Raw genomic sequence first — 15,899 nt, forward strand, 5'->3', positions numbered from 1 at the left:
GCAAGGTGTATTTAATCGGTGGCAAAAGTGAGCCGAAATGCCTGAACATCTCAAGGATCATGCGCTTGATCGCGCGAAGCGGCGGGACCAATACTGGCGTCGCGATCAGTGGAGGCCCTTGATCCACATCTGTCTGCAATGGAACGATTTGCTGTTGGCCCTTCTGGCACGCGATCTGAAGATGAGATATCAACGGTCGGCAATTGGCCTCGGCTGGTCCTTGATGCGGCCATTGAGCCAGCTGCTGGTCTTTTCGCTGATCTTTCGTCACGTCCTGCCCCTGGATATTCCCCATTACACGACTTTCGTCTTTTCCGGCGTGTTGGCCTGGGGTTGGCTCAGCACTGCGGTACCCGCAGCGACGACGTCTATAACCGGCAGCAGCGAATTGGTGCGCCGGCCGGGCTTTCCGATCGGAGTCCTTCCCGTTGTCGCAGTCATCTCACAGGCAGTGCATTTTTTGCTCGCTCTGCCGCTCCTCTTCATCATTTCGTATATCGAGACCGGCGGTCTGACCTCCAGCGTCGCGGCGCTTCCACTCGTCTTCCTTGCGCAGGCGCTGTTCATGATGGGGCTGTCCTATCTTGTTGCGATTGCGCATGTCCACTTCCGGGATACTCAACATTTGGTAGGCGTCGTTTTGATGCTGGCTTTCTACCTGACCCCCGTGTTCTACAGCCCGCTTAAGGCGAGTGAGCCGATGGCGTTAATTCACACCTGGAACCCGATGGCCTGGATTCTCGAGGGCTACCGCGCCATTTTCATCGAACACGTGTGGCCTTCCGCTGCGATCTATTGGAAGACTGCGGTGGTTTCCTTGCCGATGTTATTTGCCGGTATCTGGCTGGTCGAGCGTGGCAGCGCACGCCTGGTGGACGAGGTATGAGACGAGGCGCCATCACCGTCCACGACGTCGGCAAGCGCTACCGTGCGCAAGGGGGCGCGCGCTCCACCACCTTGAAGGGTTATCTTTTGTCCGGACGGTCCGTGGGACAGTCGCAAAGCTTTTGGGGACTGCGCCACATCAGCTTTGCGGTTGCGCCAGGGCAGGCTGTCGGCGTGGTCGGGCTAAACGGCGCCGGCAAGTCCACTTTGCTGCGCCTGATCGGCGGCGTTGGCCGTCCCGACGAAGGGCAGATCAAGGTGATGGGGCGGATTGGCGCCTTGCTCGACATCGGGGCGGGCCTGACCGACGATTTGACGGGGCGCGAGAACATCTTCCTGCTGGGTGTTATCGCGGGAATGCGGCGAACCGAGGTGGCCGAGCGGTTCGATGAGATTGTCGCCTTCGCCGAGCTGGAGGCGGCCGTCGAGAACCCGGTTCGCAGTTATAGCACCGGGATGCGCATGCGCCTGGCATTCGCCGTGGCGGTCCATGTGCGCCCGGACGTCTTGCTGATCGATGAGGCGCTTGCCGTAGGCGACCAAGCCTTCCAGCAGAAGTGCATTGCAAGAGTGAAGGAGATACTCAACGGCGGCGCCACTATCTTCTTCGTGTCACACGACGTCGCGCAGGTAAGAGAAATCTGCGATCACGTGCTGTTCCTGAGAGCCGGCCGCGTCGTAGGCTACGGGCCAATCGACGAAATGCTGCCGCTTTATACCTCGGCTGTCGAGGCGAAGGTCGCCAGTGTCCAGCACGAACCGTTCGCCGTTACGAAACTGCCCGTCGAACTGGTGCCGCAGGTCAGCCGGTTCGGCAATGGCGAACTCCAGATCACAGCCGTAGCATTGCTGAACGAGCAAGGCGCGCCGACAAGTGCCATCGTTGCGGGCGACCGGCTGTCGGTTTCACTGACCTATATTGGGGCCACCAGAGATCGCAACGCCATTATCGTCATCGGCGTCTACGCCGCGGACGATACGTGCTGCTTCGAGACCGACAGCAAGTTGGTCGAATTCGCCCCTCTCGTCGACTCGGACATGGTGCGCATCGAAACGACACTCAATCGCATCGACCTGGCGCCAGGCGACTATCGCGTTACGGTGGGGCTTTTTTCGGCAGACTGGCAGCAGGTTTACGACTATCACGCCGAAGTCTATCCTCTCGCCGTGACCGGGCCCGGCCCAAGAAAGGGTATGCTGAATCCCCCGACACAGTGGCAGCAGGTGCAGTCGCGCCCCACCGCGACCTCGCCGGACCACGGCTCATTGGGTCAGCACAGCATGGATCCGAACTCCTGATGCGCCTTGCGGTTCGAGACATCGACATTCTTGACCTTCCGCCAGATTTTGAGCCGACGGGTGATTATCACGGCGCACTTGTGCTGATCCGGGTCGCCGGTCGTCCGTGCGGCCAAGCTGTGATCGCCTTCGACACCGATGGCGGCACGCCAATCAAGGACCGGATTCTGTCTGCGGCCGGTTCGTCGGTGTTCGAGGCCTGGTTGAGGCATCGGCTGGCCCTCCCTGATCCGTCGCCCGCTCCAAGTCAGTTGCCGAAAGCGTCCGTCGTGATCTGTACGCGCGATCGTACCGACGATCTGGAGCGCTGCCTCACCGGGCTTTTGGCTATGCCCGATAAGGCCGATATTCTGGTCGTCGACAATGCCCCGTCGAACGAGGCGACGCGAGATTTAGTCGGCCGCTTCGACACTGTGAGATATCTGCGCGAACCGCGGCCTGGTCTTGACGTCGCGCGCAACACGGCCCTTCGCAATGTAGAAGCAGACGTCGTCGCCTTCATCGACGACGATGCGGTCCCCGACCCGCTATGGCTTAGAACCTTGCTTCGCAATTTCGAGGATCCGCTGGTGCTGGCCGTAACCGGCCTCACTATGGCGGTAGAACTGGAAACGGACTCGCAGATCGCCTTTCAACATTTGGGCGGTTTTTGCCGTGGTTTCAGGCGCAAGGTCTACGACGCCCACAACCTGGACCCATTCACCGGATGGCATGCGGGTGCCGGCGTCAATATGGCATTGCGCCGAACGATCGTCGATGCGGTAGGGTGGTTCGACGAGGCCCTCGACGCCGGAACGCTAAGCCTGGCTGGAGGCGATACAGACATGTTCCGGCGTGTACTCGAAGGCGGGTACCGGATCATCTACGATCCCGAGGCTTTGAACTGGCACCGCCATCGTCGCTCAAGCAAGGAACTGCAGCAGCAGATGTATGGCTACGAGGCTGCATCGTTTGCCATCTTCACGAAGGCCCTCCTGTTCGAGGGAAACCCGCGTGCGCTCCCTCGCATGGTTCGTTCCTACATCAGGCTTCTTCGGCGCGTTTTTCAACCTCGACAGACACACCAATTCAGCCTGCCTTACAACGACGCCTTAACCCAGTTCAGAGGGGCTGCGAGCGGCCCGCTTCGTTATGTCAGAGCGCGGGCGCGAGCAGGGAAGGCAGGGCATAGTGGCGGTTGACATCAGCGTTATCATACCAACGCATAATCGTGCCGCCATGCTGAGATCGCTTCTGGGCAGGCTCGACGCCCAGCGAGATGGGACCCCGGCGTTCGAAATCCTGGTTGTGGCGGACGGGTGTGAGGACGACACGTTGGCAATGCTCGCCTCGCTTCGTACCCGCGTTCCGCTTCGTACCCTTTCGTTGCCGGGCGTCGGTCCGGCACTTGCCCGCAATGCGGGCTCGCAGGTCGCGAGCGGCCGTTTATTGATCTTCCTGGATGACGACATCGAGCCCGGGGAAAACTTCGTTTGGGCGCACGTCGTTGAACATCAGCGCCAACCCGGGGGCGTGGTATTGGGGCCTTACCCGCCACTTCCGCACATTGCAAAGGACCGCTTCCGCCTCAACGCGCGCGCATGGTGGACGAGGCACTTCGAGCGCGTGTCCCGCCCTGGACATCGGTTCGCTTTTACCGATGTGCTGACAGGAAACCTTTCGCTGGATGCGGAACTGTTTCACGCAATGGGCGGGCTCGATCCGCAATTCGCCCGTGCACGAGAAGACTTCGAATTTGGTCTACGCCTGATCAAAAAGGGAGTTCCAATTCGTTTTGCGCCTGACGCATTGGGCTATCATCTTGAGCATCAGACGTCGACACTCACCGGAAAGATGGTGCGCAGGCATCAAGAGGGACGCTCCGATGCCTTGATGGCTCGCAAGCACCCGGACATACAGCGGCTGCTCGAAATCCATCGGTTTGCCGGAAGAACGGGGCGGAAGAGACGTCTGCAAATGACCATCGCTACCCGCGCCGGGTCTGTCCTTGACCCCCTCGTCAAGGCCGGACCCCGCGTCCTCCAAATGTTGGAAAAGGCTGGCCTGCGCAGGCTCTACGAGAAGCTGGAGCGACAGCTCAATGGATATCATTATCTTCGCGGCGCCGCCGAAGTCTTGGGCGAGGATTGGCGGCTTCCGACGGATCCGACAGCGTCTGCCGACGACATCGAGGTGCTCGAGATCAATCTGGAGCAGGGCCTTGAGGCAGCCGAAGCCATGCTGGCGGAACGCCGACCGCTGGCTGTTCGTATCGTGAATGGGACGGTCCCCGTCGGCGATATGAGTCACCAGATCGGCGCCGAACCGTGGGACGCACGGCACTTCCGTCCGTGGCTGAACCGCCAGGCAATACACGGATATCTTCCTGTGGCGCTTGCCGAATGGCTGGGTCAGCCGACCAACGTCCGCACGCCTTTGTCCGACTTCACATTGAACATCCTCAACAATCGCAGTTTCCACGTGCATACAATCGAACAGCACGTCCAGTGGACGCAGGCGAAATTGCCTTCAGCACTCTATGATAATACGAGTGAATCGTAGCGGCAGGTCATCGAGCGACTGCGTGCGGATCGAGGCCAGGCAAAGGCTTAGTTCCTGCCGCCCGCAGGGGCGATGCTTATTCCGCCGCGCCCGCCGTCATCTTCTGCCTGAACCAGTCGAGCGTCATCGCCACACCCTGTTCGTAGGAGATCTTGCACGACCACTCGGGCATGACGTAATGCGCATTGGTCAGGTCCGGCCGCCGGTTCGTCGGGTCTTGCGGCGGTGACGGCTCGAAGACGATCGGCACGCCGCCGGCGAGCTTGGAAACATATCGCGCCACCTCGAGAACCGAAATCTCACGATCATTGCCGATGTTCAGGGGTCCCTTGTAGTCGGTTTCGTTGATCCAGAAATAGCGGGCGAAGCCATCGACGATATCGTCGACATACCCCCAGCTGCGGGACTGAAGGCCATCGCCGAACACGGTGATCGGGCGGCCGGAAAGCGCCTGGGTGAGAAAGTTGGAGACCGCGCGGCCGTCGTCGGCGCGGGTTCGGGGACCATAAATATTGAAGGGACGGATGACCTTGACGTTGAGACCGCGGGTGCGCTGCATCTCGAACAGCAGCGATTCAGTGCACCGCTTGCTCTCGTCATAGGACGAGCGCGGCCCGGTACAGTCGACCTGGCCCTTGTAGGATTCCGGCTGCGGCGAAACCAGGGGGTCGCCATAGACTTCGGAGGACGAGGTGAAGCCGAAACGGCCGCCCTTCTTCAACAGCTCCAGCAGCCGGAATGCGCCGATAAGATTGGCCGAAATCGTCCTTTGCGGTTCCTTCATGTACCAAGGCGGCGATGCCGGGGAGGCAAGATGGTAGATTTCGTCGAATTTTTCGGAACTCTGAAACGTCTCGACGTCCGATTTCACGAAGTGAAAACGCGGGTCCCTGATATGCGAGATGTTTTCGAAAAGTCCGGTCCAGAGATTGTCAACAACGACCAGTTTCTGGATGTCAGTTCTAAGCAAAAGCCTGTCACACAAATGCGATCCGATAAAGCCGGCCCCGCCAGATACCAATACACTTTTCATTTGGTTCGCCTCGTGACTTCAGGAAAAGGTGATTTGTTTATTAGCATCACCTGTAACGTGTGGCAATTACCTAGAAAACCTCCGATAAATACTCGCTTATTAATCTTAATTATTGACTCATTTACTTACGGTAGCATTCCGTGCTTTGTCGAACGACAAGGCGGGCGTGGAACATGGCCATGTCCGCTCGATTTCCGCGTCTCTTCGCTGATTGGGATAGTGCCGAAGTAAGCCCACACTATGTCCGTCAAACTCAACGAGTTTGTATCATGCGGGCGCCGACTGGCGCATCGGGCCAAAGTCCGACCGCCGGTTCAAAGTGAACGGCATTCCCGCGCGTCTCGCCGGCCAGGTCCAGTGTCGTCGCAAAGAAGCCCATTCCGCTCAGTCGGCCGAGAGTGCGGTCGGGATTTGATAGGCTGCGGCAACGCGTTTCTCGTTAGGGTAGCTTTTATTCGCCAGGATGACGACGCCGAGATGCTCTTTGGGAATGAAGGCGACATAGGCGCCGAAGCCGTTGGTCGAGCCGGTTTTGTTGATCCACACGTCGTCGCGTGGTTTCATCGCCGGCTTCGATCAATCGCGGCGGTCGTCATCCCGGCCCTGCTGACGATCGAGGTCAGCCCTCCGGAGGCGACACAAACCGGCTGGCATCGAAGAGTTCCGCGGCTGCTGCCGGGAGGATGTCTTCCCCTGATGCCGCGACATCGACCTGACGATGAACCGTGCGCGGCGAAAGGCGCGGCGCACTCAAGTCGAACGCCTCGCCCGGAGAATGCAGCGCCCATTTCATCAGCGCCGCCTCGGAGGTCGATTCAAGGAAATTTGCTTCTTCCCAGGAAGCAGTCATGGGCAGCGAAGCGATCATATCGGCGCCCTGTTTGGAGCTCTCACGTACAGCGAGAGGTGCGAAGCGGGCGTGCGCCGGCAAAACGGGCGCCGGTTTCTCGGCAAGCGCGGCAATCGGGCCGATCGATGCCGTCACCAGTGTGGCGTCGGCATCCGCGCCGCGCGCCGGGGGGGCCGGCCGCATCGCCGGTATCGGAACCGGCAAGGATGAAAGCTCGGGAGCGGCCGCGCCGGTCTGCAGCGCCAGTGCATTCAATGCCCGGCTTTTCGGCGACGGCAGAAGCGCCGTCACGAGCCTATTGTCCGCGGTCTCGCCGCCCGGCCTGGCCGGTGCTCCCGCGTCCTCGTCGTCTCCGGCGCTGCTGGCGATCTCTATCGGGGCGGTGGCGCCGCGTTTCTTGGCATTGGCAACCGCCTGATTGTACCCCGGCAGCGGCCGGCCGTCGGCCGGGAGATGCATCGTCTGCCCATTCGGGAATATGCGCGCGAGTTCCTGGCGGGACATGCGCGGCCAGGCCCTGACATTGCCGACGTCGAGATGCACGAAAGGCGATCCAGAGGTCGGATAATATCCGACACCGCCGACCTGCATCTGCATGGCCGTTGCCCGCAGCGTCGCAAGCTTCACGCCGGGCACGTAGAAATCCATCGCCTTGCCCAGCATGTGCTGGCTCTTCTTGGCGACACCGGTGCTGCGCGAGCGGTTGCGCAGCATGTTGTTGGTCGCAGGCGAACGATAGGCCGAGACGATATGGATATAGTCCTTGCCGCCGCTCTTCTTGTACACCTCCCAGACCAGATCGAGCAGCCGCGGATCCATCCGCGTCGGCTCGTTCCGTCGCCAGTCGCGCAGAAACCGATTGATCTGGGCAAGGCCCTTGGGATCGAATTTTCCATCCCGTTTATAGGTAATCGTCGCCCTCTCGCCGGTATGGGTAAAGAACAGCTTCAGCGCCCGGTCTTCCGCCGAGGCAAAGGATGCGGAACCGACCAGTGCCGGCAGCGCAAACAGAGCCGGCAGAATGGTCTGCGATGCGAAGCGCTCCGCACGCGACAGGAGGTTGGCAATTCCGCCCCATAATCCTTGCCCCGGATCCGTCAACACCAACAACCCCGCCACACCAAACACTCGACGACGGGCGGAAACTCCGCATCCATCCGGCTCAGTAAAGCCAGCTTATGGTCAACAAATCCCTAACAAGCGGATGTGTAAGCTTGGGTGCGCTGCGCATGAGGGCCGTCACTGCGTGGGGAAGCGGCTCAGCATCCGGTCCTGGACGTGCTCCGGGCCGACGATCATCGCCGCAAGCGAGATGGCTTTTTCGCGGTCTGCGGCCTTGCTTATATAGCCTTCAAGCAGCACGACAGGGCCGAGCATCCTGATCTCGATGGCGCTGCTGTCGATGTCAGGATCGGCGGAAAGGGCTGCCGATATCGTCGCAATGGTCGCTGCCGCGCTATGGCCTTCCGAGCAGCATTCTTCATGGCTGTGGTTGTTGGGGCCGAATGTCATAGCCTCCTCCTGTTCCGCCCCTCCACGGACCTTCATATTGCCTCGATCCTATATATGAGCAGCAGGCACTGCGGTCGCCAGTCCGACTTAGGTCCGGCTTTCCCCCGGCACGATCCGGCTTAGATTCTCCTGATCCTTGTCGAAAGGACGCCAGGGAGGTTTTAGCGATGTTGCTGAACTCCGGTCAGAACCTCCCTGGTGAAGCGCCCCGTTGCCGATCCGCCTCGGGCGTCGCTGTTTGCGAGGAAAAAGGCGGCTATCGATGCAAAGACTCGGCATGGCGGACGGGCACAGGAGCGAAGCTTCGCTCCTCTGATGCTCGTTATCAGTGGCTAACCGCCTAATTTGATGGCGAAGCGGAAGACGTCGGACCAGCGCTCGGCTGAGAACTCGCCGTTCGTTCGGCTTGGCTGGCGTGCGGCGGTACCAGGAAATCGAGGAGACCGTCGCTCCGCAGGTCGGCGGTTCTCTTTTCCAGAATGTCGCCAATCAAGGTCGTCAGAAATTCTGCCGTCATATGGTTCCAGTCTATGATGAACGGAACACCCTTGCTGCTGGTCAGGCACTTCTCCTTGTCGTAATCGCAGTGAAGCTTGACGATATCGACGTAGGTGAAGGCAAGATCGGACGGGAAAAATGGCAGTTGCTCCAAGGGCTGGTTGGCCGGCGGATAGCGCGCTTCCCGCATGCAGATGGAGGCATCGGATTTTCTCTGAAACATCAGCCCCAGGCACGAGTGCAATTCGTCGAGCTGGAAATAATTTCCGAAAACGAAAACGCGCGCGTCATCCGAATGGCTTTTCATCCAGGAAATAAGCTCGAACCTGAACGGGTTGACGGTGTACTCGAAAGGCCGAAGGCTGGTGAGGAAGATCGCTTTGGTTCGGCTGAGCAATGATTTGTCGTTGATATATTTTTCAAAGGGAATGCAGTATTTGTCGTAAATGCTGGCGCGAGAGGGAGCCTTAACAATATCGTTCTTGATCTCCACCATGCAGTTCAAGTAGCTGACTGCCACGATTTGATATCGGTCGGTATCGATGTAATTTTTCAGCGCGATCGACCAGTTTCTGGCGTGCGAGTCCCCAATGATGAAGATAATGGGTTTCCCAGCCTGAATGTTGTCGTTCAAGCTTAGAAAAGTGCTTTCGAGCCGCGCCTCGTTCGCCTGCGCGAGAGGTGAATAGACTTCATCCAATCTGTTGGGAAAGCCGGCCATATGGATTGCTGAAAGGACAGCCGCCGCGATGGTGGCAACCGATGAGCCGAGCGTGATCCACAGAGCGCGGCTTCTCCTGGTGTGGCGTAGGGGTTTTTCGATGACGACAAAGCTGACGACTGAGACCAGCACCGTCGCTGCGATGGCAAGAAACTTGTCGCCATTGCTGAAATTCAAGCTCGTCAGCCGAAAGAAGGCGAAGATCGGATAGTGCCACAAATATAAAGAGTAGGATACCAATCCGGTGAGCGCCGCAGGCCGAGAAGCCAGCAGGCGCCCGACGGCGTTCTCACGGCTGGCGAATGCCAGCACCAGACAGGTCCCAAAGACCGGGACCACAGTCAGCAGGCCGGGATGAACCGTGCCCTTTTTAAACAGGATCAGCGAACCAAGAACGAGGATGAGCCCGGCCGCCGCGAGCAATGGCTGGGGGCGAGGTCGTCCGCGCCTCAGCTCGTAATGGGCGAGAAGTGTTCCGGCCAGCAGTTCCCAGGCCCGGGTGAGCGGCGAGTAGAAGGCCTGCTGCGGATCGTGCCGCACCGTGACGAAACAGAATACGAAGCTGAGGGCCGCCGCGACCAACACGCATGGCAAAAACCTTGATTTCAGGTATCGGCGCACGATCAGCAACAAGACCGGAAAGGCGATATAAAACTGCTCTTCGACGCTCAATGACCAGGTGTGAAGAAAAGGCTTGAGAAGGGTATTGGGCTCCCCGTACTGGGCCGCCGTAAAATAAAAATAGATGTTCGATCCAAACAGCAGCGAAGAGCCTACGGAGTTCGCGTAGTCCGTGAGTTCCAACGGCAACAGAAAATAATAGGCGAAGGGCATCGTCGCGAAAATGACTGCGAACAATGCAGGCAGAATTCTTCGGGCACGCCGGGCATAGAATTTCAGGAAATCGATCCGCCCCGTCGCTTCGATTTCCGTCAGCAAAATCTGGGAAATCAGGAAGCCGCTGATCACAAAAAATACATCGACGCCGATATATCCACCAGAAAGCAACGTGTGGCCGGCAACCGTGAACTCGGCGTGATAAAGAATAACCGCGATCACCGATATGGCCCTGAGGCCATCAATCTCTGGTCTGTAAACCTTCAATGCCAGCGGCCTTCATATCGAGAGCGTACCTTGGTCGCGCGCAAGATTGGCGCTTTTGGGGCTGCCTAACACAGAGATCCTGGAGGGAGAACAGGACGCCCCGATAAAAGATTTGCGGGCGAGGCCGATTTCAATCTTTATTTTCTGCGCTGTTGTAAATCAGCATTCAGGAACCTTCATTGATTTCGGTGGCCCGCGCACGGATGCACCCAGCCGTCATGCACCGCTCTCTCCCCGCCCTCATGCTCAGGCGCCCCGCAGGGGCCTCGAAGGACGAGGCGGCTCGCCCGCTACGAGCCCGTGTTTGCTTACGGCACCAGTCTCGCAGCCGCGGCGCGGCAGATGGCCTGGATGGTGGATCGTATTCCCAAAGGAGCAAGGCCGGCGACCTGCCCATTGAATGGGTCAAACAACCTGAACTGATCGTCAACCTCGGCGCTGCCCGGAAGATCGGCGTTCCCATTTCGCCGGAGATGCTCGCGATCGGCCAAGCCGAACAAGGTGCGGGACATCTTCGTTCCGGATTTGCACAGAGATACGCTGAAGGTGCAGAGCCGGAACTTCCCAGAGGTGCCGCAGCCTCGTTACCAGCGAGGGCAGGAATAATTGCTAAATAAGCAATAAAGTAGAAACTATTGATGCAATTGTGATCAACGCGTTCTGACGGCATTCTCCAACCCGTCAGACGAACTCAGCGTCGCCTGAAGCTATCGAAAACGAAGTTCGCAGGACGCGAAATGACCGAAACCCTTTCCTCCATGACCCGCAGGAGCATGCTGCTCTCCGCAGGTGCCGCCGCTGCAGTCATGACGATTTCACCCTCTCTCAGCTTCGCGGCCAATGCGGCTGCCGGCATCAACACCAGCGAAGGAGCCAGGACAATGGCATATGTAACCACCAAGGATGGCGTCGAGATCTTCTACAAGGACTGGGGTCCCAAGAACGCTCAGCCGATCGTCTTCCATCACGGCTGGCCGTTGTCTTCGGACGACTGGGACGCACAGATGCTGTTCTTTCTCTCCAAGGGATATCGTGTCGTCGCCCATGACCGTCGTGGCCACGGCCGCTCCGCGCAGGTCTCGGAAGGTCACGACATGGACCACTATGCGGCGGACGCTTTCGCTGTTGTCGAAGCACTCGACCTGAAGAATGCCGTCCATATCGGCCACTCCACTGGCGGCGGTGAAGTCGCCCGCTACGTTGCCAACCACGGCCAGCCCTCAGGCCGCGTCGCCAAGGCGGTTCTTGTCTCCGCCGTCCCTCCGCTGATGCTGAAGACGGATGCCAATCCGGAAGGCCTGCCCATGGAAGTCTTCGACGGCTTCCGTTCCGCACTGGCCGCCAACCGCAGTCAGTTCTTCCGTGATGTTCCCGCTGGGCCGTTCTACGGTTTCAATCGGGATGGCGCGAAGGTTCAGGAAGGTGTTATCCAGAACTGGTGGCGGCAGGGGATGATGGGCGGTGCGAAGGCCCACTATGATGGCATCAAGGCCTTCTCCGAGACCGACCAGACGGAAGACCTGAAGGCGATTACTGTCCCGACACTCGTCCTGCATGGCGAGGACGACCAGATCGTGCCGATCGCGGACTCGGCGCTGAAGTCCTCCAGGCTCCTGAAGAATGGCTCGCTCAAGACCTATCCGGGCTTCTCGCACGGAATGCTGACCGTCAACGCCGACGTGCTGAATGCCGATCTTCTGGCGTTCGTCCAGTCCTGACCCAAATCTCGGAGCCGTGACACGGAAGCGGTCGCGGCTCCGATCCTGTTCGACACGTGCCTCACTCCGGAAAACGACAATGATGCTGCTAACTCCTGACCTCGTTGCCCTGACGTTGCGAGACGTCCAGGATGATGGCCCGGAGCCGCGCTGGACGCCGCTTTCCGAAGTGGAACTCGACGATCTCGTCGATAGGCTCGAGCAGGAGGCAGGCAGCGCTTCGATCTGGGTCTTCGCCTATGGCTCCCTGATCTGGAGTCCCGAGTTCGAAGCGACTGCCCGGAAGCGCGCGACTGCCTACGGCTGGCACCGCTCGTTTTCATTGAAGATCGAACGCTGGCGGGCAACCAGCGAGCAACCTGGCCTGATGATGGCTCTCGAGCGAGGCGGTCGATGTGATGGTGTCCTGCTGCGATTATCCGACGAGCGCCGCCGCAAGGATCTTCGTGTGCTCGTCGCGCGTGAGATCAGGTACCGCGAAGTCGCGGACATGGTCCGGTGGGTCCAGGTGCAGACTCCTGAAGGCACACGGCGCGCCCTGACGTTTTGGGCAAGCACGAGGCGATCCGGTCTCACGCAGCCGCTGCCCATGGAATCCACCGCTACCCTCATCGCCAGTGCCTGCGGGCAGGGCGGATCCTGCGCGGAATACCTGCACAAAACGATCATCGATCTCGAGGCGGAAGGAATCCGCGACCGCAACCTCTGGCGCCTGCAGGCGCTCGTTGCCGAACGTATCAAAGCACAGCAAACGAACTGATATGTTCGCCTGGATTGGACTCAATCCAGCATGACCATATGTGCCGGAAGCTGCTCTTCAAAAAACTTGGAGAAGGAAGCGATCCGCGGCGGCAGGGCCTGGTAGGGCGGATAGTAAAGGGTCAACCACAAGTCCGGCGGTGCCCACCCCTTGAAGACGTGTGCGAGCCGTCCGGTACGAAGGTGCTCCGAAATGTTGAACCCTGGCAGCAAGGCGACACCTGCGCCATCCGCGGCCATATCGGCGAGCACTTCACCGTTGTTGGCGCTGAATGCCCGGCCAGCCGAAATCGTCATGCTCGATCCGCCATCCGACAGCACCCAGTTCTCACGTCGGCTTTCGCCGCTGTAGGCGAGGCAGTCGTCCGGTGTCAGTTCGTTCGGGTGTTGCATGTCGATGAACCTGCTCCCGGGAGCGGCAACCAGGATGCGCGGCACCACCCTGATCTTGCGCCAGATGGTGAACTTGTCCGACGGCTGCGACGAGATGCGGATCGCCAGATCGTAGTCGTCGTCAACGATATTTACCAATCCATCCGACAGCGAGATCTCGAAGCTCATCTTGGGATACCGTTCCTTGAACCCCGACAGGATCGGCGGCAGCACCGCCTTGCCAAACCACGTCGGCGCGCTGATTCGCAGCCGCCCCTCATCGGCCTTGTGGGCGTTCATCACCTCACGCCGTGCTTCTTCGAGCGTCTTCACGGCGGGCTGGATCTGCGCGGCAAAGATCGCGCCGTCGGTCGTCAGTGATACCTGCCTCGTTGTGCGCACGAAGAGTTGCACGCCAAGTTCCGCCTCGAGCGCTGCGATGGCGCGCGTGACGGCCGCGGGAGTCATATCCAGCTCGCGGGCAACCTGGGCGAAGTTGCGTTTCTCGGCGGCGAGGAGAAAGGTTCTGAGGGCTTTGTAGTCGTTCATTTTATTGTTTCAAAAATTGCAATTCAATCAAAAGGAATATTGCAATTCTGCGCCATGATCAACGGGGCTACATTCATATCAACACTTGAACACCAACGGCTAATGAAAGGCATCGACATGATCAAGGACATCAAGGGACTGCATCACGTGACTTCGATGGCATCGGACGCGCGGCAGAACAACCGCTTCTTCACCGATACCCTGGGCCTGCGCCGCGTCAAGCAGACGGTCAACTTCGACGACCCAAGCGTCTACCACCTCTACTACGGTGACGAGACCGGCTCGGCTGGAACAGTGATGACCTACTTCCCGTTCCCGAACATGATGCTTGGCCGCCCCGGCGTGGGCGAAGTCGGCGAAACACAGTTCTCGGTGCCGAAGGGCTCGCTGAAGTTCTGGCAGGATCGCTTCACGGCTCAAGGCGTGGATGGTCTGGAACTCGACACCGTCTTCGGTGCCAACCGGCTTCGCTTCATGGGTCCGGACGGCGACGGCCTTGCCCTGATCGAATCCTCCGACGACAAGCGGGCTCCGTGGGTTGCAGGTGGAATTCCCGACGATGCGGCCATCCGCGGTTTCGCCGGCGCTCGCTTCAGCCTTCACAACACCGCCGCGACCGAGGAGCTGCTCGGCTTTATGGGTTATCAGCGCGCCGAGAAGGAAGGCGAGGTAACCCGCTTCATCATCCCCAATGGCAACGGTGCGGACACCATCGATCTCGCAGCATTGCCGAAGACGCCTTTTGCGCGTCAGGGCGCAGGTTCGGTTCACCACATCGCGTTTGCCGTCGAAAACCGCGAGAGGCAGCTCGAGGTGCGCAAGGCCCTGATGGACACAGGTTACCAGGTCACGCCCGTCATCGACCGCGACTACTTCTGGGCCATCTATTTCCGCACACCGGGCGGAGTTCTGTTCGAAGTCGCCACGAACGAGCCAGGATTCGATCGGGATGAGGATACGGCACATCTCGGTGAGGCCCTCAAGCTCCCGACCCGATATGAGGATTACCGGGATCAAATCCAGGCCAACCTCGTCCCGCTGGCTGCCTGATGGAGCCATCAGTCGTCATAGCGGAGAACTTGATGCGTCGCGATCCCTGAGGTCAATAGTTGCAACGAATGCAATTCATTCGCAATTAATATTGCAATTCCGCGCTACCAAGCATCGCGATAGGTTTTTATTCAGCAGCCAAGACAACGGGCGAGCGGCTCCAATGGAGCCAGCAATACCCCAAGGATTGCAGAACGAGCGTCGTGCCGCGGCGTCCGATCGACTGCTGCTGCCCATTTCTGACGCCGCAGAAGCGGTCCAACCAACCACCAACAGAAGAGGAATGACTATGTCCAAGCTCGAAGTTCTGACCCCGGCAAACAGCCAGCTCATCTTCATCGACCAGCAGCCGCAGATGGCGTTCGGCGTTCAGTCGATCGATCGCCAGACGCTGAAGAACAACGTCGTCGGTCTCGCCAAAGCCGCCAAGATCTTCAACGTCCCGACCACGATCACCACGGTCGAAACGCAGTCCTTCTCGGGCAACACCTTCCCGGAACTGCTCGCCGTATTCCCGGAGAACGATATCCTCGAGCGCACCTCGATGAACTCCTGGGATGATCAGAACGTCCGTGACGCGCTGGCAAAGAACGCCGCCAACGGTCGCAAGAAGATCGTCGTCTCCGGTCTGTGGACCGAGGTCTGCAACACGACCTTTGCGCTCTCGGCTCTCCACGATGTCCCGGATTACGAAATCTACATGGTTGCGGACGCATCCGGCGGCACATCGGTGGACGCCCACAAATACGCGATGGACCGCATGGTGCAAGCCGGCATCATCCCGGTCACCTGGCAGCAGGTTCTGCTCGAATGGCAGCGCGACTGGGCACGCAAGGAAACCTATGATGCGGTCACCACGCTCGTGAAGGAGCATTCCGGCGCCTACGGCATGGGCATCGACTACGCCTACACGATGGTTCACGGCGCAGAGGAACGCGTCAAGCACGGCAAGCGCATCGTCCCGAACCCCGCAAAGTAAGGGTCTGATCAGGCCGCTCCGATGATCCC

At 59.4% G+C, this 15,899-nt stretch carries 13 protein-coding genes and 1 pseudogene; 8 read left to right on the forward strand and 6 right to left on the reverse strand.

Going from position 1 to position 15,899, the window contains the following annotated elements:
* Positions 1–37 precede the first annotated feature (37 nt).
* Genes CO666_RS22240 through CO666_RS22255 form a run of 4 tightly spaced genes read left to right on the forward strand, consistent with a single transcriptional unit; the run spans position 38 to position 4,725 of the window.
* On the forward strand, positions 38–886 hold the full coding sequence (locus CO666_RS22240) for an ABC transporter permease (protein WP_097614356.1): 849 nt from the start codon (positions 38–40) through the stop codon (positions 884–886).
* Positions 883–2,184 carry an ABC transporter ATP-binding protein gene (locus CO666_RS22245; RefSeq protein ID WP_097614357.1) on the forward strand — a complete coding sequence of 434 codons (1,302 nt, stop codon included), beginning with the start codon at positions 883–885 and terminating at the stop codon, positions 2,182–2,184. The genes CO666_RS22240 and CO666_RS22245 overlap by 4 nt, the downstream gene beginning before the upstream one ends.
* Positions 2,184–3,365: a glycosyltransferase family 2 protein gene (locus CO666_RS22250; RefSeq protein ID WP_097614358.1), complete on the forward strand. Its 1,182-nt coding sequence runs from the start codon at positions 2,184–2,186 to the stop codon at positions 3,363–3,365. The genes CO666_RS22245 and CO666_RS22250 overlap by 1 nt, the downstream gene beginning before the upstream one ends.
* Positions 3,355–4,725 (forward strand): glycosyltransferase family 2 protein, encoded by a 1,371-nt coding sequence (locus CO666_RS22255; RefSeq protein ID WP_245436837.1) that lies wholly within the window; start codon positions 3,355–3,357, stop codon positions 4,723–4,725. Before CO666_RS22250 ends, CO666_RS22255 begins: the two co-directional genes overlap by 11 nt.
* Before the next feature lie 76 nt (positions 4,726–4,801).
* Here CO666_RS22255 and CO666_RS22260 read toward each other — a convergent pair whose 3' ends face one another.
* From CO666_RS22260 to CO666_RS22280, 5 genes and pseudogenes are all read right to left on the reverse strand, one after another.
* Positions 4,802–5,758 carry an NAD-dependent epimerase/dehydratase family protein gene (locus tag CO666_RS22260; RefSeq protein WP_097614359.1) on the reverse strand — a complete coding sequence of 319 codons (957 nt, stop codon included), beginning with the start codon at positions 5,756–5,758 and terminating at the stop codon, positions 4,802–4,804.
* Positions 5,759–6,142: 384 nt separating this feature from the next.
* Positions 6,143–6,301: pseudogene (locus CO666_RS22265) on the reverse strand (serine hydrolase); the annotation flags it as partial.
* A gap of 76 nt (positions 6,302–6,377) precedes the next feature.
* On the reverse strand, positions 6,378–7,718 hold the full coding sequence (locus tag CO666_RS22270) for a peptidoglycan L,D-endopeptidase MepK (protein ID WP_425352430.1): 1,341 nt from the start codon (positions 7,716–7,718) through the stop codon (positions 6,378–6,380).
* 129 nt (positions 7,719–7,847) lie between these two features.
* Complete coding sequence (locus CO666_RS22275) at positions 7,848–8,120, reverse strand: BON domain-containing protein (RefSeq protein WP_097614361.1); 273 nt, start codon at positions 8,118–8,120, stop codon at positions 7,848–7,850.
* Positions 8,121–8,460: 340 nt separating this feature from the next.
* Entirely contained in the window at positions 8,461–10,443 is a 1,983-nt protein-coding gene (locus tag CO666_RS22280) for an acyltransferase family protein (protein WP_097614362.1), read from the reverse strand.
* An 881-nt stretch (positions 10,444–11,324) separates the two neighbouring features.
* Between CO666_RS22280 and CO666_RS22290 the strand changes: the two genes are divergently transcribed.
* Positions 11,325–12,161: an alpha/beta fold hydrolase gene (locus tag CO666_RS22290; protein WP_342588131.1), complete on the forward strand. Its 837-nt coding sequence runs from the start codon at positions 11,325–11,327 to the stop codon at positions 12,159–12,161.
* Between the two features lie 82 nt (positions 12,162–12,243).
* Positions 12,244–12,921, forward strand: a complete 678-nt coding sequence (locus tag CO666_RS22295; protein WP_097614397.1) for a gamma-glutamylcyclotransferase — start codon at positions 12,244–12,246, stop codon at positions 12,919–12,921.
* Between the two features lie 20 nt (positions 12,922–12,941).
* Here CO666_RS22295 and CO666_RS22300 read toward each other — a convergent pair whose 3' ends face one another.
* On the reverse strand, positions 12,942–13,841 hold the full coding sequence (locus CO666_RS22300; RefSeq protein WP_097614365.1) for a LysR family transcriptional regulator: 900 nt from the start codon (positions 13,839–13,841) through the stop codon (positions 12,942–12,944).
* Between the two features lie 117 nt (positions 13,842–13,958).
* On the opposite strand from CO666_RS22300, the gene CO666_RS22305 reads away from it, so the two are divergent.
* Positions 13,959–14,891, forward strand: a complete 933-nt coding sequence (locus CO666_RS22305; RefSeq protein ID WP_097614398.1) for a VOC family protein — start codon at positions 13,959–13,961, stop codon at positions 14,889–14,891.
* A gap of 289 nt (positions 14,892–15,180) precedes the next feature.
* Positions 15,181–15,870, forward strand: coding sequence for a hydrolase (locus CO666_RS22310; RefSeq protein WP_097614366.1), 690 nt, complete (start codon positions 15,181–15,183; stop codon positions 15,868–15,870).
* Positions 15,871–15,899 lie beyond the last annotated feature (29 nt).

The sequence above is a fragment of the Rhizobium chutanense genome (assembly GCF_002531935.1).
Taxonomy (GTDB): Bacteria; Pseudomonadota; Alphaproteobacteria; order Rhizobiales; family Rhizobiaceae; genus Rhizobium; species Rhizobium chutanense.

Coding starts and splice junctions, on each gene's coding strand:
- CO666_RS22245 (WP_097614357.1), top strand. CDS start 883: ATGAGACGAGGCGCCATCACCGTCCACGACGTCGGCAAGCGCTACCGT.
- CO666_RS22275 (WP_097614361.1), bottom strand. CDS start 8,120: ATGACATTCGGCCCCAACAACCACAGCCATGAAGAATGCTGCTCGGAA.
- CO666_RS22300 (WP_097614365.1), bottom strand. CDS start 13,841: ATGAACGACTACAAAGCCCTCAGAACCTTTCTCCTCGCCGCCGAGAAA.
- CO666_RS22290 (WP_342588131.1), top strand. CDS start 11,325: ATGGCATATGTAACCACCAAGGATGGCGTCGAGATCTTCTACAAGGAC.
- CO666_RS22250 (WP_097614358.1), top strand. CDS start 2,184: ATGCGCCTTGCGGTTCGAGACATCGACATTCTTGACCTTCCGCCAGAT.
- CO666_RS22305 (WP_097614398.1), top strand. CDS start 13,959: ATGATCAAGGACATCAAGGGACTGCATCACGTGACTTCGATGGCATCG.
- CO666_RS22310 (WP_097614366.1), top strand. CDS start 15,181: ATGTCCAAGCTCGAAGTTCTGACCCCGGCAAACAGCCAGCTCATCTTC.
- CO666_RS22260 (WP_097614359.1), bottom strand. CDS start 5,758: ATGAAAAGTGTATTGGTATCTGGCGGGGCCGGCTTTATCGGATCGCAT.
- CO666_RS22295 (WP_097614397.1), top strand. CDS start 12,244: ATGCTGCTAACTCCTGACCTCGTTGCCCTGACGTTGCGAGACGTCCAG.
- CO666_RS22240 (WP_097614356.1), top strand. CDS start 38: ATGCCTGAACATCTCAAGGATCATGCGCTTGATCGCGCGAAGCGGCGG.